The organism is Pseudomonas sp. KK4 (assembly GCF_001984065.1).
Lineage (GTDB): Bacteria > Pseudomonadota > Gammaproteobacteria > Pseudomonadales > Pseudomonadaceae > Aquipseudomonas.
Map to the genome: position 1 here is coordinate 56,935 of NZ_LYVP01000008.1, position 18,656 is coordinate 75,590.

Here is an 18,656-nt window from a genome sequence, read left to right on the forward strand (position 1 = left end):
AATCAATTCGAAAGGCGCGGCAGGAGCAGATCCTTGAGATCGGTCAGCTTGCCATGAAAAAAGTGACCGCATTCTGCCACTTTCAGCAGCTCATGGGGACGTTCGAGTTTTTCCGACCAGTCGTAAACCAGCTGTGGGTCGATCACTTCGTCGGTTTCCGGCTGGATCAGGGTCAATTCGCCCTGCTGCGGCAACGGGTCGTGCTCGCCCAGGCGCATCACTGCCGGTGCGACCATGAACAGGTGCTTGAGTTGCTCGCCCTTGGCTTCGAGCCGTCCACCGAGGCTGGCGGCGACGAAACCGCCGAAGGAGAAACCGAACAGGGTCAGCGGCAGGTCCGGGTGTTTGTCCCGTAGCCATGTGGCGGCGGCCTGGGCATCATCGACTTCGCCGGTGCCCATGTCATGGGAGCCCTCGCTGGCACCGACGCCGCGATAGTTGAAGCGCAGGGTGATCAGGCCGGCATCGCGCGCGGTGCGCTGCAGGGTCGAGACCACTTTGTTGAGCATGGTGCCGCCCTGCACAGGGTTCGGGTGGCAGATCAAGGCAATGCCGCGCGGCTGCTCGCTGTCCAGATAAAGCGCTTCCAGTTGCCCGACCGGGCCGTCAATGACTACAGGGGTTTCACGCATAAGCAAGGAAGGAACTCCGTGACCTCGGATCGGGTCGACTCGTCTAGCAAATTGTCTGCAACTGTCTATTGCGAGCGAATCGCGGTATACAGCGCAGGTTCGAGCCGTTAACGTAAAGCAAAGCCGTTTATAGAGGAAGGACTCGTGGAACACTCGCTCTTAGTTTGGTTGTTGCCGACTCTTGCCCTGGTTGTGGGTGTCGCCATTGGATTCCTGATCGCTCGCCTTGCGCCGAATGCCGCGCCGAGCAGCACCCAACGTCAGCTGGACGACATTCAGGAACGTTTCGACAGTTATCAGAACGAGGTGGTGACCCACTTCAACAGCACCGCGACACTGGTCAAGAAGCTGACTCAGAGCTATCAGGAAGTGCAGGATCATCTCGCCGAGGGTGCCAACCGCCTGGCCCTGGACGAGCAGACTCGTCAACGCTTGCTGGCCTCGCTGCACGCCGACTCGGTGCAGGCTCCACGGGAACGCCTGACCCCGCCGCGCAATCAGGAGCCGCCACGGGACTACGCCCCCAAGGCCCCGAACTCGCCGGGCATGCTCGATGAGCAGTACGGTCTGAAGAAGTAAGCAGGTTTCAAGCGACTTGAAAAAGCCCCCGGACGAGTGATTGTCCGGGGGCTTTTTTATCGACTCAAGGTTTTTGGTGCCTGTTCTGGCGTCTTCGCGAGCAAGCCCGCTCCCACAGGGTTCGGTGTGAAACACCAACCTTCTGCACGACCTCTATCACTGTGGGAGCGGGCTTGCCCGCGAAGGGGCCAGGACTGACGACACAAAAAAACCGCCCGATCTGTTGAGGATCGGGCGGTTTTTTTATGCCTGGGGTTCAATCAGGCCATCATGGGTACTGCTGAACGGTGCCCGGTTGCTGCTGACCACCATACTGCTGGCCAGGAATCGCCTTGAGGTTGACCTCGACACGACGGTTCTGCGCGCGACCATTGACGTCGGCGTTGCTGGCCACCGGGTTGTCCGGGCCGGCGCCACGGGCGCTGAGGTTGGTGCCGCTCACACCTTGCGAGGTCAGGTAAGTCGCGACGCTCTGGGCCCGACGCTGGGACAGGTCCATGTTGTGCTGACGGCTGCCGGTGCTGTCGGTGTAGCCAACGATTTCGATCTGGTTCTGATTGAACTCCTTCAGCGAGCCGGCCAGGTTGTTCAGCGGCTGGTAGAAGCTCGAAGCGATATTCGCCGAATCGGTGGCGAACGTAATGTTACCCGGCATGATCAGCTTGATCTGATCGCCCTGGCGCTGCACTTCAACACCGGTGTTGGCCATGCTGGCGCGCAGTTTTTTCTCCTGCTGGTCAGCGTAGTAACCATAGCCGGCAGCGGAGGCACCAACCACCGCGGCGCCGATCAGCGCGCCTTTGCCACGGTTATTGTGGTCAATTGCGGCACCGGCCAAAGCACCGGCCAGAGCACCCAGACCGCCGTATTTGGCGGTTTTGCTCATGCCCGTGGAGCCGCTATCGGCCTGACCCTGGTTGTCGTACGGGTTGGGCGATGCACAACCGGCCAACATCGCCACGGCAGTAGCAACAATAATCAAACGACCTTTGGTGAACATGAAGTGCTCCTACTTTTTACATTCTGTGGTGCAACGGCCGTAAGCATCGACCTTGCGGGCGTTGGATTACTTCCCGGTGCAAAAATTCCGCTGGTTACAATTCAGGCCCGAACGAACGGGTTCTCACGCATTTCATCTCCCAGGCGTGTATCCGGACCATGCCCGGTCACCACGGTCGCCTCTTCGTCGAGGGTGTACAGGCGCTGCTTGATCGAGCGCACGATCGTCGCCTGATCGCCGCCCCACAAATCCGTACGCCCGACCCCGCGGCGAAACAGTGTGTCACCGGCAATCAACAATTTAGCATCGGCGAACCAGAAGCTCATGGAACCCGGCGTGTGACCAGGCGTATGCAGCGCAACGCCGCAGCCACACGCCAGCGCCTCATCGTCGGCCAGCCAGCGATCGGGCGACGGCACTGGCGTATAGGGCACACCGAACATCCGGCATTGCATCTCCAGGTTGTCCCATAGGAACTGGTCTTCCTTGTGCAGATGCAGGGTCGCGCCGGTTTTCTCCTTCAACTGACCGGAAGCCAGGAAGTGATCGAGGTGTGCATGGGTATGAATGATGCTGACCACTTTCAGACCCAGCGCATCGAGCCGGGCCAGGATCAGCTCATGATTGCCGCCCGGATCAACGACGATGGCCTTTTTCGTCAGCGGATCGCCGATGATCGTGCAGTTGCACTGCAACGGGCCAACGGGGAAGGTTTCGCGGATAAGGGTGGGTTGCTGAGACATCGGGAGCCTGCTCGATAAACGGGGACGGGCGATTTTCGCACAATTGAGTATCGGGTCATCCGGTACGGCGTGTAACGTGAACATTGCTTAACCCAACATCCCCAACGCCTTGGCCCGCGCCACCGCCTGGGTCCGTCGCTCGACCCCCAGTTTGCTGTTGATATGGCTGGCGTGGGTCTTGACCGTGTGCAGCGAAATGAACAACTGGTCACTGATTTCCTGGTTCGAGCAGCCTTGAGCGATCAGGCGCAACACCGCGAGCTCCCGGGTGCTGAGTTGTTCCGCTGCGGGGGCAGACTCCAGGGTTTGGCGGGCTGGGGATTCGGGAAGCTGTTCTGAAAGGCTTTGCGACAGCGCGGTCGGCGCACAGAGTTGCAGTTGGCCGCGCAGCCAGTCCGGATGCTCGGCCAACAGTCTCTCGAAGGGCTGCAACACGCCACCGGTGGCGGCCTCCAGTGCCTGACCCAACGCTTTGCGTGCCTCAGGTTCGCGCCCTGCCCCCAACAACAACGCAACCTTTTGCGTCAGCGCCATGGCGCTGAGCAGTTGCCGGCCACTTTGCTGGCCATGTTCGAGCAGCGCATTCAGGCGACCTTCGGCCAGCATGGGTTGCCCCTGGATAACCTCCAGCAAGGCCTGCTGCAGTTCGATGTGCATCGGCAGTTGCGGATGAAACTCCGGCGGCGCCGCCGGGTGCTCGCCGTTGTACGTCTGGCTCAATCGGGCCAGCCAGGCCCCGGCCAGATCGATGCGCCCCTGGGCCAGCCACAACTCGCATTTGACCAAGGTGATCATCGCCAGGTAGTAGATCGGTGGCACGTCCCAGATGTGCATCAATCGCTCGGCTTCGGCCAACTCCGCGAAGGCCTTGGCGAATTCGCCGCTGCTGCCTTCGAGCCGGGCGATCACGCAATGACCGATCAATACGCTGATATCGCGACAGGCCCTCGCTTCGCTCAATCCGGTTTGCAGGCGCAGGCGCGCCGCTTGTGGTTGCAGGCGCAGTGCCAGCAAAAAACCCTCGTACAACGTCAGTCGCGCGCGAACGGCATACAGGCGTTGCGGTGACAGCCCCTGCAGGCGACGCAATCCCTGACGGACCTCATCCAGCGATCGAAGGATCTCCCCTCGCGCCTGCAGCACGCGCGCCCGGTCGTAGTGGGCCAGCGCTTCGAACAAGGGGTTGCCGACCCGTTGCGCCAGCTCAAGGGAATCACGGTTCAAACCACGGGCGCGCCACAGGTCACCATCGGCGATGGCCAGGTTGGACAGCGTGGACAGGCACATCAGGCGTTGCCCGTAGCGTTTGGAGGGAAGGCTCTCCAGGGCTTCAGTGCAATAGCGCAGCGTCAGCTCACGGTTGCCACGGCCGCGGGCGATGATCCCGCTCAACGCCAGCCATTGCGCCAGCATCGATTTTTGCGCGGTGGCTGAAGGCGCCGGCAGGAAGCGGCTCAGATGACTGGCGAGCTCCTCGGCGGCATCCAGTTGGCAGGCCAGCCCCAGGGCCCAGCTGTAGAGCACGATCAGCCGTGGCGTGCTGATCAGCAGGCTGTCGGGCAAGTCCATTTTCCAGCGCAGCAACATGCCGACGTTCTGTTCGGCCAGCAGTTGCTCCTCCGACAGGTTTTGCACCAGGTTCGCCGCGACATCCAGATGCCCGGCGCGTAAAGCCTGCTCCACCGCCTCATCGAGCAAGCCCTGAGCGTTGAACCAGCGACAGGCACGCAAATGCAGGCTGGCGGCCGGGACCATCGACTGGGCGGCGGGTCGCGAACGCAACAGATCGGAAAACAGGTGGTGATAGCGATACCAGTGGCCATGTTCGTCCAGCGGTACCAGAAACACCTGGTGGGCCGCCAGGAAGCGCAGGATCTCGGCGCTGTCATGGGCGTCGCGGACGGCGTCGCACAATTCGCTGCAAAAACGTTCCTGGGGGGCGGTGTCGTAGAGAAAGGCCTGAACCTCGGCGGGCAAACAGTCGATGACTTCTTCGAGCAGATAATCGCGAATCAGTCCTTCCCCACCGTGGAGCGCCTGGGGCAATGCGCCCTGGGTGCCCGCTTCCGACGCCGCCAGGAGCCAGAAACGCAAACCGGCGACCCAGCCTTCACTGCGCTGGATCAGGTTTTCCAACGCCTCGCCACGCAAGGAACTGCTGTGGCGATCGAGCAGGCTCAAGGCTTCATCGTGGGTCAGGCGCAGGTCCTGTTCGTGCAGCTCCAACAGTTGCCGCGAGAGGCGCAGGCGTGCCAGATGCCAGTCGGGACGCTGACGGCTGGTGACCATGACCAGCAAGCCATCGGGGAGGTGATTGAGGAAAAACTGCAGGCAGCGATCAAGCACCGGGCCCTGGGCCAGATGGTAGTCATCCAGTACCAGTAATAGCGGCGTTGCCGTCGACAGGTGCACGGCCAACTCGTCGAGCAGGCCGTCCAGCCATTCTTCGAAGGCGAAAGGCTGGTGTCGCTGACGCATTTTCAGCAGGCCCAGGGACTGCCTGCCGAGCTGCGGATAATAGTCCTGGAGGCCTTCGAGCAACCGCTCGAGGAATCGCCCCGGATCACTGTCCCGCGGGCTCAATCCCAGCCACAGGCTCTGCCAATGGGCCGGCAGCGACTGGCAGAACTCTACCGCCAGCGAACTCTTGCCGAACCCCGCCGGTGCGCTGACCAACAGCAACCGACCACCCAGCCCCGCACTCAAGCGCTCGCACAACCGAGGCCGCAGCACATGGCCGTCGGGCAATGGCGGTCGATAAAAGCGCCCGTCCAGCGCGGCGACAGCGACGCTTGCAGGACCTGGTGGTGGGGACAGATCAGTCATGGCCGGCTCTTGTTTGAATTGCGGGTGGCGGCGTTGCAGATGTCCGCAGACTAGCGGTAAACGGTAAGGGAATGAAGGTAATTGCTACAAATGGCTACAAAAAGTCTCGAAACAATACTGCGACATCGACGCGTGGACTCCATGACGCTCGTAGTAGCTGTTGAGGCTGCTACAGGGGAGCCACTGTCCGCGCACAAAAAAACGCCCCGAACCAGTCGGGGCGTTTCAAGAGGATGCGGCCTCGGATCAGTGCAGGTTAGCGAACACCGTCCTGACGCAATGCAGCCGGGGTGAAGTCGCTGGTGGTGGCCTGGAAGCCGAAGTTATACGCCGATTTCTCTTCGTTCTTCATGCCCAGCGCCAGGTAACGGCCCGATTGCAGGTCGTACAACGCTTCCAGGGCATACCACGGCACCTGCTTGTCGTAGTAGTCCTCGGCATGGGCCTCGGCGACGCGCCACAGCTGACCGCGACCGTCGTAGTGGTCGATCACGGCAGCTTGCCAGGTGTCTTCGTCGATGTAGAAATCACGCTTGGCGTAGATGTGACGCTGACCTTCCTTAAGGGTCGCGACCACATGCCACACGCGGCGCAACTCATAACGCGCCAGGTCCTGGTTGATGTGGCCGGCCTTGATGATGTCGGCGTATTTCAGATTCGGATCGTCAAGCTTGTAGCTGTCCGAAGCGATGTACATCTCTTTCTTGCCTTCGAGTTTCCAGTCGTAACGATCCGGCGCACCGTTGTACATGTCCAGGTTGTCGGAGGTCCGCAGGCCGTCGGCCGCAGTACCCGGTCCGTCATAGGACACTTGAGGCGCGCGACGCACACGACGCTGGCCAGCGTTGTAGACCCACGCCGAACGCGGCTCCTTCACTTGGTCCAGGGTCTCGTGCACCAGCAGCACACCACCGGCCAGACGTGCCGGCGCGGTCACTTTCTGCTTGAAGTAGAACAGGATATTGCCCGGGTTCTTCGGGTCGTAATCCTTCATTTTGTCGCGGAACACGAATTGGTCTTCAAAGTACACCAGGCTGAACGAACCGTTCGGCTGTGGCGTGGCCTGGGTCACCAGACGGGTCACGCTGCCGCCGCGATAGCGGGTGATGTGGTTCCAGATGACCTCGACACCGCTCTTGGGAATCGGGAACGGCACGGCCGTTTCGAAGTTCTCCAGACCGTTGCCGCCGGACACCAGATTGGTGTTGGTGGCGTTGCGCTTGATCGCGGCAAATACATCATCCGGCACCGTCGATCCACGATGGGATGGGTAGACCGGCATCTTGAAGGTTTCCGGGTAGCGCTTGAACATCGCGTACTGACCGGGGGCAAGCTTGTCCTTGTACTGCTCGACGTTCTGCGCCGTGATGGTGAACAACGGCTTCTCACTGGCGAACGGGTTGGACAGGAAACCCTTGCTGTCGACGGTACCGGCGTTTTTCGCCAACGGCTTCCAGGCCGGGATCGAACCGTCGGCGTTACCGGCCATTTCGGCGCCCATCGGGGTCAGGCTCTTGCCCAGTTTGTCCGCTTCGGCCGCAGGGACCGCCGCCATGACGCTGGTTGCCAGCAACGACAGCCCGAGGACACCGGCGTGGAACAGACTCTTGGTTATTTTCATATGTGTGTTCGTCCTGAAAATACTGTGCTTAGAAGTTCACGCCGAAGCTGAGCGCAACGAAGTCGCGGTCATCCACGGTGGTGTACTTGCCGTCGAAGAAGTTGGTGTACGCCAGGCTTGCGGTGTAGGTGTTCTGGTACTCGGCGTCGACACCCAGGCTGACCGCTTTGCGACCTTCCTCGAAGTTGCCGCCAGGGCCAGGCGAATAACCTTCCACGTCGTGGGACCAGGCCACGTTCGGCTTGAGGTTCACGCCGGCGAACACGTCGTTGTATTCCCAGATGGCACGACCGCGGTAACCCCAGGAGGTGGCGGTGGTGAAGCCTTCGTTGTTGCAATTGCGGTTGAGGTTGTTGGTCGGCGTACCAGGACCGGCACCGGCGATGGTGCTGGCGTTGAGTGCCTGGCAGGTGTTCTGACCGCCGGTAGGCGGCAGCTCGCCCGGGCCATAAACCGGGTCACGGCCATAACGGACGTCGGAAGTGCTTTCCAGGCCGCCGACATGGGTCACGCCCACTTCGCCCACCAGGGTCAGACGGCTGGCGCCCATGACCTGATCGAAGAAATGCGTCAGGGTGGTCTGGAACTGAGTCACTTCCTTGCGGCGATAGCCGTGCAGGTCCGAACCTGGTGGGGCCGAGAGCAGCGAAGCGTTGGTCAGTGCGCCGCCCAGAGGACGTACACCGGCGAACAGGATGTCGGTGGAGTTGAGCTGCACCGGCGCGTTCGGACGGTAGCTGACTTCACCGCTCCACGCCGTACCGGTAGGCAGGGTGGTGGAGAAGCTCAAGCCGTAGAGGCGGATGTCTTCCGGGTACTCGACGAAGTAGCTCGAGTTACCCGCGACGATCAGCGGTGCCAACGCGCGCAGTTGCGCAGGCAAGGCCGCAGCACCGGCGAAGGTCGATGCTGGCGCCCCCGTTGCACTGAAGATCGGCGCGCGGCTGTGGTAGTTCATGAAGTAGGCACCGAACTCGGTGTCCAGCGGGTCGAACATGTATTTGAACGACGCACCCCACTGGCCGCTGTCCCGCGCATCACGGTCCGGACCACGGCGTACCAGTACACCTTCGTTGTCGACGTCGACACCCAGGCGGGTCAGCGTCGGCAAGGCGGCCGCCGGGATGGTCGAACGCTTGTTCAGCACGCGCAGGTTGTTGGTGCAGCCATCGGCAATGATGTCGGGCTGGGAGAAGAAGGTGCTGCAGTTGTCGACGACAGTCTGGTCCCACTCAAGCTGGTAGAACGCTTCGGCCGACAGGTTGTCGGTCAGGCTCTGGGACACGTAGAACATGTTGACCGGAATCAGGCCTTCCTTGATCTCGGCGCCTGGACGGCGGAACGCAGACACGTCGATCGGGTTGATCGAGTTGATGCCACCGCCGATGAAGGTACTTTCACCCCAGCTCACTACCTGCTTGCCCAGACGCACGGAGCCCGGCTGATCGGCCACCTGGTAGTTGTGGTAGACGAAGGCGTCGAGGATCTGGCCGCCAGAGGACTTGGCGCCTTCCTTGCGGTTGCTGTCGCTGATGTCCTTGAACGGACGGCTTTCGTCCTTGAGTTCGAAGTCGTACCAGTATTTGCCACGGACGAAAACGCCGGTGTCGCCGTACTTCAGCTCAAGGTCATGGATGCCCTTGAAGATTTTCGAGAAAGTTTCACCGCTCTTGAAGTTCAGGTGACCGTCATCGGAAGTCTGCGACAGGCCTTTGCCGCCGTTGTTGACGCCGATGAGGTTCTTGTTGGCGTTTTCAGTAGACCAACTGGCACCAATCGACAGGGACGAGTCGAACTGACCTTCAATTTCTCCGATGTTGAAACTGACGCCGAATGCAGGTCCGGCGAGCGTAGAGGCAAGGCTGACGGCCAGAGGCAGTTTAGCCCGGCGCCAGAACTGGTTTACTGATGTCATCGACGCTACTCCATGTGCATTTTATTGTTATGGCAGTGAGCACTTTTAAAAACGCTTGGATAACAGGGAGCCATGGCATCCCAAAGTCATTCCCAAGTTGCATCGCCCCGGTTGTGCGTTTGCTTCCGTTCTTAAAAATCCTTGAGCGGACTATAGCCAGCAGGTAGTAGTGCTTGATCCCTCTAAAGTGTGATTTGCAGCTGCCAGCCACTCTGGAACAGTCCTTTCGCCAGACCGACACCCGTCGGCACGGCAAGGATGGCTGAAAATTCGGATTTGACAAGCCAAGCGCTTGCTTGGTGGGGCTGGCGTGCCCTTTCGGGCACGCCAAAGGAGGCTTAAAGCGTCGAAAGGAAGGTGCTGTTGGTGGCCTGCCACTCGGTGATGTCGATGCGGATTTTTTTCTTGTCGAGCTTACCGACACTGGTCTTGGGAATTTCAGTAACAACAGCAATCTGGCTAGGGATCGCCCATTTGCTCAGGTGCCCCAACTCCACGAACGGCTTGAGGTGCTCCTTGAGTTCCCGTGCCCCGATCTCATGGCCATCACGCAGCACCAGCAAGGCAAACGGGCGCTCGCCCCACTGTGGATCGGCGATCCCCACCACTGCTACTTCGCGTACCGATCCGTGTCGACTGATCAGGTCTTCGAGGTCCAGGGAGGAGATCCATTCGCCGCCGGTCTTGATCACGTCCTTGATCCGGTCGCGAATATCGATCACCCCCATGCTGTCCAGGGTGGCCACGTCGCCTGTGTGCAACCAGCCGCCGGCCCAGAGCTCGGCGCCTTTTTGCGGCTCATTGAAATACCCCTCGGTGAGCCACGGCGCACGCAGCACCAGCTCTCCCTGGGTCTCGCCGTCGGCAGGCAGGAAATTGCCGTCGGTGTCGACGATCGCCGCCTCCACCAAGGGCCCGGGTACACCGGCCTTGATCCGATAGGTGGTGCGCTCGTCTTCGGTGCCGGCCATCAATTCGTCGTTGAGGTGAGCGCACGAGACCAGCGGCCCGGTCTCCGACATGCCATAAGCGGCGGTCAATTGAATGCCCTTGGCCTTCGCCGCTTCGTAGAGCGCGCGGTTGAGGGCGCTGCCGCCAATGACGATTTTCCAGCCGCCGAAATCGACGTCTTGCGCCGCCTTGGCGTTGAGGACCATTTGCAGGATGGTCGGCACGCAATGGGAGAACGACACCTTTTCCTTGCGCCACAGCTCCACCAGGAACTCCGGATCGTAGCGCCCCGGGTAAACCTGCTTGAGCCCGAGCATGGTCGCCACATATGGCAGGCCCCAGGCATGGACGTGGAACATCGGGGTGATGGGCATGTACACATCGTTTGTACCCAGCAGGCGCACACTGTCGATGGCGCCCATGATGGTCGACACGCCCATGGTGTGCAGCACCAGTTGCCGATGGGTGAAGTACACGCCTTTGGGATTGCCGGTGGTGCCGGTGGTATAGAAGGTGGTGGCGACCGAGTTTTCGTCGAAGTCCTGGAAGTCGTACCGGGGGCTCGCCGCCGCCAGCAACTGCTCGTACTCGCCGACCAGGTTGGGCAGGTCAGCGCTCTTTTCCGGCTGATCGGTCAGCAGCAGGGTTTTCTCGACCGTGGTCAGGTGCCCTGCAATGGCTTTGTACAGGCCGACGAACTCGCTGTTGACCAGCACGAAGCGGTCCTCGGCGTGATTCATGGTGTACAGGATCTGTTCCGGCGACAGGCGTACGTTAATGGTGTGGATCACCGCGCCGATCATCGGAATGGCGAACATGCATTCCAGATAGCGATGGCTGTCCCAATCCATGACCGCCACGGTGTCTCCGGGCTTGACCCCGGCGGCGGTCAAAACATTGGCCAGGCGTGCAACACGCTCGATCAGAGTGGGATAGCTATAACGCAACTGGTCGCGGTAGACAATTTCGCGGGTTTTCTCATATCGCGTACCGGACATCAGCAACCGTTTGATCAGCAGCGGATACTGGTAAGCGCCTTCGGCTGGGGGGATAACGCGTGTCTGCAACATAAGAATCCCTTTTCTGACTGCGCGGTCTTGGCTGAAAGTAAGCACTTTAGCCCCCCCGATCGCCAGCCAAATCAGCCAAAGGAATGATTTGCAGAGCCGCGAAAATGCTAGCCTGAAGCCATCATCCTTCCCTGTTAAACATAACGTTGTGATGGATGCCGCAACGCCTTTCGTGCGAGCCTATGTATCTTCTGCGAAACAAATGAGCCTGCCGGCAGGCGCAGACATGTCTCGTCAATAGCGATCGGTACTGCAAACAACGATGAACACACAAGTCACTTCCGTTGCAGATTGCACCAGCACGCAAGCCCCCCTGGTGTCCATCGTGGCGCCTTGCTACAACGCGCAAAAGTATCTGGAAGAAGCGATCAAAAGCATCTTTGAACAGGACTATCCGAACTTTGAAGTGATCATTGTCGACGACGGGTCCAGCGACAACAGCGTCGAAATGCTCAAGCAACTGCAGAAAACCTATGACTTCCAGTTGTACTCGCAACCTAACCAGGGCGTGAGTGCAGCGCTCAATCACGGCTTGCGCTACGCCAAGGGCGACTACGTCTCGACTCCGGATCTGGACGACATCATGCTGCCGCACTCCCTGAGCGTTCGAGTCGATTACCTGAACAAACATCCGAATGTCGGCTGCGTCGGTGCGCTGATCATCTACATGGACAGCGATGGCAAGACCATCAAGCAACAACAGCGCGACCGGATCCAGACCTACGACTTCGACAGGATTCTCAGCGGAGCCGTCGTCATCGGCGCCCCTGTCGCGCTCTATCGCATGAGTGCGATGCGAAGCGCGGATTTCTATGCCCCGCACCTGCGGGTGCAGGACTTCCAGATGACCCTGCGCATTGCTCGCCTGGGCTACGAGATCCACGAATTACCGGTTTGCGTGACCCGTTATCGCCGACATGCCAACAACCTGTCGCGCAAATACAAGGTGTTGCTGCAGGCGGACCTTGAGGCCATCGAGCCGTACCTGAGTCATCCCGCCTACCAGAGCGCCCGCACTCAATTGGTGAACAAGGCGCTCAAGTACGCCGTAGTCGAGGACAAGAAGGAAGCCTGGAAGCTGCTGCGCTCCATTCCTTTGCGACACCTCAATCGAACCAGCTTCAAACGCCTGAAGCGACTGATGCTTCATCGCTAGGCGCCTGTCACCCGCAACCCTTTTTTCCGTTTCCCCAGGCCTTGCCGATGAAATTTCTCGAAAAACTCAAAGAACGAAAAACCAGAAAACATCTGAAGCGCCTGGAAAAACTGCAAAGGGCACCGGAGAAAATCCGCCTGCGCTACCCCCGCTATGAAGTCGGCGTAGGCACCTACGGTATCCCGGAAGTGATGGAGTTCGGCGACGATACCGTCCTGAAGGTCGGTTCTTACACCTCGATTGCCGAGGGCGTGAAGATTCTGCTGGGCGGCGGACATCGCACCGACTGGGTCAGCACCTACCCCTTTCCCTTGATGATTGACGAAGCCCGAGACATCCCCGGTTGCAGTCCGACCAAGGGCGATGTGGTGATCGGCAGCGACTGCTGGATCTGTGCCGATGTGCTGATCCTGTCCGGCGTGACCATCGGTCACGGCGCGGTGGTCGCGGCAGGCGCCGTGGTGACCCGTGATGTCGAACCCTATGCCATCGTAGGCGGCAATCCCTGCCGGCAGATTCGCTGGCGGTTTGAAGAGGACGTGCGCCGTGAGTTGCTGGCATCGGCGTGGTGGGACTGGCCCATGGAAGAGGTGAAGACTGCATCGAGGCTGCTCAGCAGCAGCGACCTGGAGGGGTTCCTCGAATATGCCCGCCAGCGTCAGCCTTCGGTGGCCAACGCCATCTGATCCCGCACTTTGGCCGCAACATGGCGTGTCGCGGCCACCTCACACCTGACTCAATGCATCTCGGTAAAGGCCAGTTTCACGCCGATGGCGATCAGCACTGCGCCCATGGTCCGGTCGAACCAGTGACCCATGCGGGCGAAACCGGCGCGCACGCGCTGCTGGCTGAACAGCATCGCCACCAGGCAAAACCAGGTCGCGGTCGCTACCGCCAGGTAAACCCCGTAACCGGCCTGCACCATCAGCGGCGTATGGGGGTTGATCACCACGGTGAACAGCGACAGAAAAAACAGCGTGGCTTTCGGGTTGAGACCGTTGGTCACGAAACCTGACGTGAAGGCGCCACGGGCGGTGCGCTCGCCGACTTCCTTGTGCAAATCATCGGCCACAGGTTTTGCCGGTTGCGCACGCAAGGCCTTGAAGCCGATGTACAGCAGATAGGCCGCCGCCGCCCATTTCAACGCGTTGAACAGCACGATCGACTGGGACACGATCAGACCGATCCCCAGCAGCGAATAGCCAACGTGCAGGAAAATCGCCGTGCCCACGCCCAGCGCGGTCCAGGTGCCGGCGCGACGACCGTGGGTCACGCTCTCGCGCACCACCACGGCGAAGTCCGGGCCGGGGCTGGCCACGGCCAGCAGGTGGATCAGGGCTACGGTCAAGAACTCGGTCCAGTACATGGGGGCTCCTCTGGGACACATCGGTCAAATTGAAAATCATCGGCTGACGCCGTCCTTGTGGGAGCGGGCTTGCTCGCGAAGAGGGAGTGTCAGTCGACCTAGAGGCTTGGATGACACACCGCATTCGCGAGCAAGCCCGCTCCCACAGGGTCCATCGTGCAGCCTGGGTGTGCGTAACGATTTGTTTCATCTGGTAGGCTCGGCAGATTACGCCTTCAGTTCATCGCACAAAAGGTACAGTTGATGCCGAACAATTGCCGCGCCGTTTTCCTTGACCATCCTTCCCTGGACCTTGGCGACCTGGACCTCAGCCCGTTGCGCGAGTGCTTCAGCGAGTTGCAGCTATTTCCCCAGACGTTGCCCGACCAGGTGATCGAGCACCTCAAGGGCGCCACCGTCGCCATCACCAACAAGATCATGATCGACGCGGCCGCCATCGCCGCCAGCCCCGAACTGAAGCTGATCCTGATCACCGCCACCGGCACCAACAACGTTGACCTCGTCGCCGCCCGCGCCCACGGCATAACCGTGTGCAATTGCCAGGGCTACGGCACGCCGTCAGTGGCGCAGCACACCATCATGTTGCTGCTCAACCTCGCGACGCGCCTGGCCGATTATCAGAAAGCGGTCGGCGAAGGTCGCTGGCAGCAGGCCAAGCAGTTCTGCCTGCTCGACTACCCGATTGTCGAACTGCAAGGCAAAACCCTGGGCCTGCTCGGTCACGGTGAACTTGGAAGCGCCGTCGCACGCCTGGCCGAAGCGTTCGGCATGCGCGTCCTGCTGGGTCAGATTCCGGGGCGCCCTGCCCGACCCGACCGCTTGCCGCTGGACGAATTGCTGCCGCAGATCGACGCCTTGACCCTGCACTGCCCGCTCAACGAGCACACCCGGCATTTCATCGGCGCCCGTGAACTGGCCTCGATGAAGCCCGGCGCGTTCGTGGTCAACACCGCCCGTGGCGGCCTGATTGACGAGCAGGCACTGGCCGACGCTTTGCGCAGTGGCCATCTGGGCGGCGCCGCCACCGACGTGCTGAGCGTGGAGCCACCGGTCAACGGCAATCCGTTGTTGGCCCCGGACATCCCCCGCCTGATCGTCACCCCGCACAACGCCTGGGGCAGTCGCGAGGCGCGGCAGCGAATCGTCGGCCAGGTCACCGAAAACGCCCTGGGCTACTTCAGCGCTAAGGCGCTGCGGGTCGTCAGTTGATAAACTGCGGCACTTTTTTTCACAGGAGCAGTTATGGATCCGCGCAGTGAAGTACTGCTTCGTCAGGCTGAATTATTTCAAGGCAATGTGTTGCTGGCCGGTTTGCCCGCCGATGACTTGCTCGGCCGCCTGCCCGCCGCTCGCGGCTGGTGCTGGCATGCCGGCGATCAGGCGGCGCTGGATGCACGCTTCGAGGGACGCAGCGATTTTGGCGTAACCGTCCCCGAGTTCGCATTCGACAGTGCCGTGGTGTTCCTGCCCAAATCCAAGGACCTGACCGATTACATCCTCAACGCCGTGGCCTCGCGCCTGGCAGGTCGCGAGGTGTACCTGGTGGGGGAAAAACGCAGTGGCATCGAAGGCGCGTCCAAGCAATTGAACCCCTTCGGCAAGCCACGCAAGCTCGACAGCGCACGGCATTGCCAGCTCTGGCAAGTCACCGTGGCCGATGCCCCGCAAGCCAAGCCGCTGGAAAGCCTGGCCCAGGAATACGAACTGCCGCTGGCCGAAGGCCCGCTCAAGGTCATCAGTCTGCCCGGCGTGTTCAGCCACGGCCGACTGGATCGTGGCAGCGCGCTGTTGCTCGAGCATCTGGACAAGCTGCCCAGCGGTCACTTGCTGGATTTCGGTTGCGGCGCGGGTGTGTTGGGGGCTGCGGTAAAACGCCGCTATCCGCATAACCAGGTGACCTTGCTCGATGTCGACGCCTTTGCCGCCGCCAGCAGTCGCTTGACGCTGGCGGCCAACGGTCTGGAAGCCGAGGTACTGACGGGCGATGGCATCGACGCCGCGCCCATGGGTTTGAGTGCGATCCTGAGCAATCCGCCCTTCCATGTCGGGGTGCACACCGATTACTTCGCCACAGAGAACTTGCTGAGAAAAGCAGCCAAACATCTGAAAAACGGTGGCGAACTGCGGCTGGTAGCCAACAGTTTCCTGAAGTATCAGCCGCTGATCGAAGAGCATTTGGGCGTGTGTGCAATCAAGGCGGAAGGGCAGGGTTTCCGGATCTACCGGGCCAAGCGCGGCTGAAAATGTTTTGAAAAAGAAGGCTTGCCGAATGGATTTTGCCTAGGCAGAATCCGCTCCGTCCTAGGGGAGTAGTCTCCCACGAGCGCCATGCTCGTCCGGCATGCGTCAACATACTTGGTCCTCAGACCATGGCGCATGCGACCCAAGCGACCGCACCAGACGGATCGCAGGGTTTGACAAGACCTATGACACGAACACCTTACCCGGGGCGGGAAGGCTGTACGTGTCATAGCCGTGTCGACCCGCCCCTTAGGAAAACCCCTGATGCTGGATTCATTACTCGTACCCACCGCAATCGTTGCCTTGGCCGAAATCGGCGACAAGACGCAACTGCTCGCGCTCATTCTCGCTGCCCGCTTCCGCAAACCCTGGCCCATTATCGCCGGTATCGTTGCCGCGACCCTGGCCAACCACGCGGCGGCCGGTGCGGTGGGCGCCTGGGTGGGCAGTTTCTTCTCCGATACGTTGTTGCACTGGATCCTCGCCGCGAGCTTCACCGCCACGGCCTTGTGGACCCTCGTACCGGACAAGATGGATGACGACGAAGCCAGTACCGCACGCAAATTCGGGCCGTTCCTGACCACCCTGATTGCGTTCTTCCTGGCGGAAATCGGCGACAAGACTCAGATCGCGACCGTGATGCTGGCCGCGCAATATCCTGAGTTGTGGCTGGTGATCATCGGCACCACCCTGGGCATGTTGATTGCCAACGTGCCGGTGGTACTGGCGGGTAATTTTGCTGCGGACAAACTGCCACTGACGCTCATTCGCCGACTGGCGGCTTCGGCGTTCTTCATTCTGGCGATCGTTGCGGTTTACAAGGCCATGCAGAGCAGTGGCTGGGTTTGATGCGGTAGGGCGTTAGACCGCGTCATCGTTCTTCGCGAGCAAGTCGAATCGTCGCACCGCCGCTCCCACATTTGGAATGCATTCCAATGTGGGAGCGGCGGTGCGACGATTCGACTTGCTGGCGAAGGCGTCCTTAGCTACGCCACGAACCTACTTCTTGGCCTGCTCGTAAAGCGGCATCACCTTCGGAATCGCCGCCTGCAACGATGCAGTCCGGCTGCCGGAGGACGGGTGAGTGCTGAGGAATTCCGGTGGAGCCCCTTCGCTGGCCTTGCTCATCTTATTCCACAGGGTGATCGCCGCGTTCGGGTTGTAGCCGGCGCGGGCGGCCAGCTCGAGGCCGATCAGGTCCGCTTCGTTTTCATTGGCGCGACTGTTGGGCAGGGTCATCCCGTAGTTGGCCACAGTGTCCGCCAGCGCCAGGCTGTCCTGGCCCAGACCCAACAAGGCACCAGCGCCCTGCTTGGCCATTTCGATACCGTATGCCTTGGACATCGCCTCACGACCGTGTTCGCGCAAGGCGTGGGCGATTTCATGGCCCATGACCGCGGCGAGTTCATCATCGGTGAGTTTCAGGCTGTCGATCAACCCGGTATAGACAAAGATCTTGCCGCCAGGCCCGCAGTTGGCGTTGAGTTCGTCGCTCTTGATCAGGTTGACTTCCCACTTCCACTGCGCCGCATCCGGACGGAAATTCGGTGCCTGGGCAATCAGCCGATCGGCGATGGCCTGAACCCGCTTGGCATCGGCGCTGGTCTTGTCCAGCACGCCCTGGCTGCTGGCCTCACTCACCGTCTTGGTATACGACTGGGCGTACATCTGGTTGACCTCGTCGGAGGACAACATACTGAACATGTACTGTTTGCGCTCAACGCCCACCGCGCCGCCGCTGGTCGTGTTGACCGACTGGCATCCGGTGAGCAGCAGGCTTGCACTCAGTGCACACCAAACCAATGTCTTGTTCATCAAAAAACTCCCTGAAAAAATCTGTTCGTATCCTAGGCGTGCAAATGTATCGACGCCAGATACAACGACAGTAAGACGCGCAATTCGGACAAAGCTCTCGTCGCCGATGAAAAAAAGCCGCCCCTTTCGACAAAAATGGGTCGTTAGCGAATCACAATGATTCATTTACGACATCCGCCCCCATAAAACCGGGTATTTTTCCATCACCCGCTCATGCCCGTCCTGCCCCAGCCGATATCTGCGCAGTCGTCCTCTCGTGTGCGGAACCACCATGAAATTCAAGTCAATCCAGTTTTCCGTGGCGGCCCTGGCGGGCGCCATCGTTCTGAGTGTCGTGGCAGCGCTGGTGGTCTACGCGCTGTTTTCCGGTGCCAGGACCCAAGCCATGGTCCAGGAACGGACCCAGGCGCAGTTCGAGCAAGTCATCGAACAGCGCCTGACCTCCCTGGCGCAGACCCAGGTCAGCCAGATCCAGCGCGAACTTGAAGCGCCGCTGTTGATTGCCGGTGGCCTGGTGCGGGTCAACACCCTGATCGGTACGTCGGGCGCCGATGGCAAGCCGGCTTTGAGCCTCAGCCGCGAGCAGTTGATCGGCCTGATCAAGGAAAACGTCGCCAAGAACCCGAAAATCCTCGGTACCTATATCGGCTGGGAAGCCAATGCGCTGGATCACAACGATGCAGCCTACGTCGGCACCCAGGTCACCGGCATCGACTCAGCCAACGGCCGGTTCCTGCCCTG

15 protein-coding genes and 1 riboswitch are annotated in these 18,656 nt (G+C 60.6%); of the genes, 6 read left to right on the forward strand and 9 right to left on the reverse strand.

Annotation, left to right across the window (positions count from 1 at the left end; translation table 11 throughout):
* Nucleotides 1-2: 2 nt before the first annotated feature.
* Nucleotides 3-632 carry an alpha/beta hydrolase gene (locus B0W55_RS05185; protein WP_077044946.1) on the reverse strand — a complete coding sequence of 210 codons (630 nt, stop codon included), beginning with the start codon at nucleotides 630-632 and terminating at the stop codon, nucleotides 3-5.
* Between the two features lie 144 nt (nucleotides 633-776).
* Between B0W55_RS05185 and B0W55_RS05190 the strand changes: the two genes are divergently transcribed.
* A complete protein-coding gene (locus B0W55_RS05190; protein WP_077044947.1) occupies nucleotides 777-1,211 on the forward strand; it encodes a YhcB family protein in 435 nt (144 codons plus the stop codon).
* Between the two features lie 268 nt (nucleotides 1,212-1,479).
* Here the strand turns inward: B0W55_RS05190 and B0W55_RS05195 are convergent, their stop codons facing one another.
* The 6 genes from B0W55_RS05195 to B0W55_RS05220 all read right to left on the reverse strand — a co-directional run bounded on the left by B0W55_RS05195 (nucleotide 1,480) and on the right by B0W55_RS05220 (nucleotide 11,337).
* Complete coding sequence (locus B0W55_RS05195) at nucleotides 1,480-2,211, reverse strand: OmpA family protein (protein ID WP_077044948.1); 732 nt, start codon at nucleotides 2,209-2,211, stop codon at nucleotides 1,480-1,482.
* A gap of 101 nt (nucleotides 2,212-2,312) precedes the next feature.
* Nucleotides 2,313-2,954, reverse strand: coding sequence for an MBL fold metallo-hydrolase (locus B0W55_RS05200; protein ID WP_077044949.1), 642 nt, complete (start codon nucleotides 2,952-2,954; stop codon nucleotides 2,313-2,315).
* Nucleotides 2,955-3,041: 87 nt separating this feature from the next.
* Entirely contained in the window at nucleotides 3,042-5,780 is a 2,739-nt protein-coding gene (locus B0W55_RS05205) for a LuxR C-terminal-related transcriptional regulator (RefSeq protein WP_077044950.1), read from the reverse strand.
* Between the two features lie 256 nt (nucleotides 5,781-6,036).
* A complete protein-coding gene (locus B0W55_RS05210; protein ID WP_077044951.1) occupies nucleotides 6,037-7,401 on the reverse strand; it encodes a DUF1329 domain-containing protein in 1,365 nt (454 codons plus the stop codon).
* 28 nt (nucleotides 7,402-7,429) lie between these two features.
* A complete protein-coding gene (locus B0W55_RS05215; protein WP_077044952.1) occupies nucleotides 7,430-9,316 on the reverse strand; it encodes a DUF1302 domain-containing protein in 1,887 nt (628 codons plus the stop codon).
* Nucleotides 9,317-9,654: 338 nt separating this feature from the next.
* Nucleotides 9,655-11,337 carry a fatty acid--CoA ligase gene (locus B0W55_RS05220; protein WP_077044953.1) on the reverse strand — a complete coding sequence of 561 codons (1,683 nt, stop codon included), beginning with the start codon at nucleotides 11,335-11,337 and terminating at the stop codon, nucleotides 9,655-9,657.
* A gap of 262 nt (nucleotides 11,338-11,599) precedes the next feature.
* On the opposite strand from B0W55_RS05220, the gene B0W55_RS05225 reads away from it, so the two are divergent.
* Complete coding sequence (locus B0W55_RS05225) at nucleotides 11,600-12,493, forward strand: glycosyltransferase (RefSeq protein ID WP_077044954.1); 894 nt, start codon at nucleotides 11,600-11,602, stop codon at nucleotides 12,491-12,493.
* 47 nt (nucleotides 12,494-12,540) lie between these two features.
* Nucleotides 12,541-13,179: a CatB-related O-acetyltransferase gene (locus B0W55_RS05230; protein ID WP_077044955.1), complete on the forward strand. Its 639-nt coding sequence runs from the start codon at nucleotides 12,541-12,543 to the stop codon at nucleotides 13,177-13,179.
* A gap of 50 nt (nucleotides 13,180-13,229) precedes the next feature.
* Here the strand turns inward: B0W55_RS05230 and B0W55_RS05235 are convergent, their stop codons facing one another.
* Nucleotides 13,230-13,859 (reverse strand): LysE family translocator, encoded by a 630-nt coding sequence (locus tag B0W55_RS05235; protein ID WP_077044956.1) that lies wholly within the window; start codon nucleotides 13,857-13,859, stop codon nucleotides 13,230-13,232.
* 243 nt (nucleotides 13,860-14,102) lie between these two features.
* Between B0W55_RS05235 and B0W55_RS05240 the strand changes: the two genes are divergently transcribed.
* From B0W55_RS05240 to B0W55_RS05250, 3 genes are all read left to right on the forward strand, one after another.
* Nucleotides 14,103-15,068: a 2-hydroxyacid dehydrogenase gene (locus tag B0W55_RS05240; protein WP_077044957.1), complete on the forward strand. Its 966-nt coding sequence runs from the start codon at nucleotides 14,103-14,105 to the stop codon at nucleotides 15,066-15,068.
* A 33-nt stretch (nucleotides 15,069-15,101) separates the two neighbouring features.
* On the forward strand, nucleotides 15,102-16,100 hold the full coding sequence (locus tag B0W55_RS05245) for a class I SAM-dependent methyltransferase (protein ID WP_077044958.1): 999 nt from the start codon (nucleotides 15,102-15,104) through the stop codon (nucleotides 16,098-16,100).
* Between the two features lie 51 nt (nucleotides 16,101-16,151).
* Nucleotides 16,152-16,274, forward strand: a riboswitch (yybP-ykoY riboswitch).
* 90 nt (nucleotides 16,275-16,364) lie between these two features.
* On the forward strand, nucleotides 16,365-16,949 hold the full coding sequence (locus tag B0W55_RS05250) for a TMEM165/GDT1 family protein (RefSeq protein ID WP_077044959.1): 585 nt from the start codon (nucleotides 16,365-16,367) through the stop codon (nucleotides 16,947-16,949).
* A gap of 150 nt (nucleotides 16,950-17,099) precedes the next feature.
* Here the strand turns inward: B0W55_RS05250 and B0W55_RS05255 are convergent, their stop codons facing one another.
* Nucleotides 17,100-17,915, reverse strand: a complete 816-nt coding sequence (locus B0W55_RS05255) for a M48 family metallopeptidase (RefSeq protein WP_077044960.1) — start codon at nucleotides 17,913-17,915, stop codon at nucleotides 17,100-17,102.
* Between the last annotated feature and the right edge of the window lie 741 nt (nucleotides 17,916-18,656).

Excerpts from the sequence above, each read along its gene's own strand:
- B0W55_RS05210 (WP_077044951.1), bottom strand. The coding sequence starts at position 7,401 with ATGAAAATAACCAAGAGTCTGTTCCACGCCGGTGTCCTCGGGCTGTCG.
- B0W55_RS05185 (WP_077044946.1), bottom strand. The coding sequence starts at position 632 with ATGCGTGAAACCCCTGTAGTCATTGACGGCCCGGTCGGGCAACTGGAA.
- B0W55_RS05255 (WP_077044960.1), bottom strand. The coding sequence starts at position 17,915 with ATGAACAAGACATTGGTTTGGTGTGCACTGAGTGCAAGCCTGCTGCTC.
- B0W55_RS05205 (WP_077044950.1), bottom strand. The coding sequence starts at position 5,780 with ATGACTGATCTGTCCCCACCACCAGGTCCTGCAAGCGTCGCTGTCGCC.
- B0W55_RS05245 (WP_077044958.1), top strand. The coding sequence starts at position 15,102 with ATGGATCCGCGCAGTGAAGTACTGCTTCGTCAGGCTGAATTATTTCAA.
- B0W55_RS05250 (WP_077044959.1), top strand. The coding sequence starts at position 16,365 with ATGCTGGATTCATTACTCGTACCCACCGCAATCGTTGCCTTGGCCGAA.
- B0W55_RS05230 (WP_077044955.1), top strand. The coding sequence starts at position 12,541 with ATGAAATTTCTCGAAAAACTCAAAGAACGAAAAACCAGAAAACATCTG.
- B0W55_RS05240 (WP_077044957.1), top strand. The coding sequence starts at position 14,103 with ATGCCGAACAATTGCCGCGCCGTTTTCCTTGACCATCCTTCCCTGGAC.
- B0W55_RS05200 (WP_077044949.1), bottom strand. The coding sequence starts at position 2,954 with ATGTCTCAGCAACCCACCCTTATCCGCGAAACCTTCCCCGTTGGCCCG.
- B0W55_RS05215 (WP_077044952.1), bottom strand. The coding sequence starts at position 9,316 with ATGACATCAGTAAACCAGTTCTGGCGCCGGGCTAAACTGCCTCTGGCC.
- B0W55_RS05195 (WP_077044948.1), bottom strand. The coding sequence starts at position 2,211 with ATGTTCACCAAAGGTCGTTTGATTATTGTTGCTACTGCCGTGGCGATG.
- B0W55_RS05220 (WP_077044953.1), bottom strand. The coding sequence starts at position 11,337 with ATGTTGCAGACACGCGTTATCCCCCCAGCCGAAGGCGCTTACCAGTAT.
- B0W55_RS05235 (WP_077044956.1), bottom strand. The coding sequence starts at position 13,859 with ATGTACTGGACCGAGTTCTTGACCGTAGCCCTGATCCACCTGCTGGCC.
- B0W55_RS05225 (WP_077044954.1), top strand. The coding sequence starts at position 11,600 with ATGAACACACAAGTCACTTCCGTTGCAGATTGCACCAGCACGCAAGCC.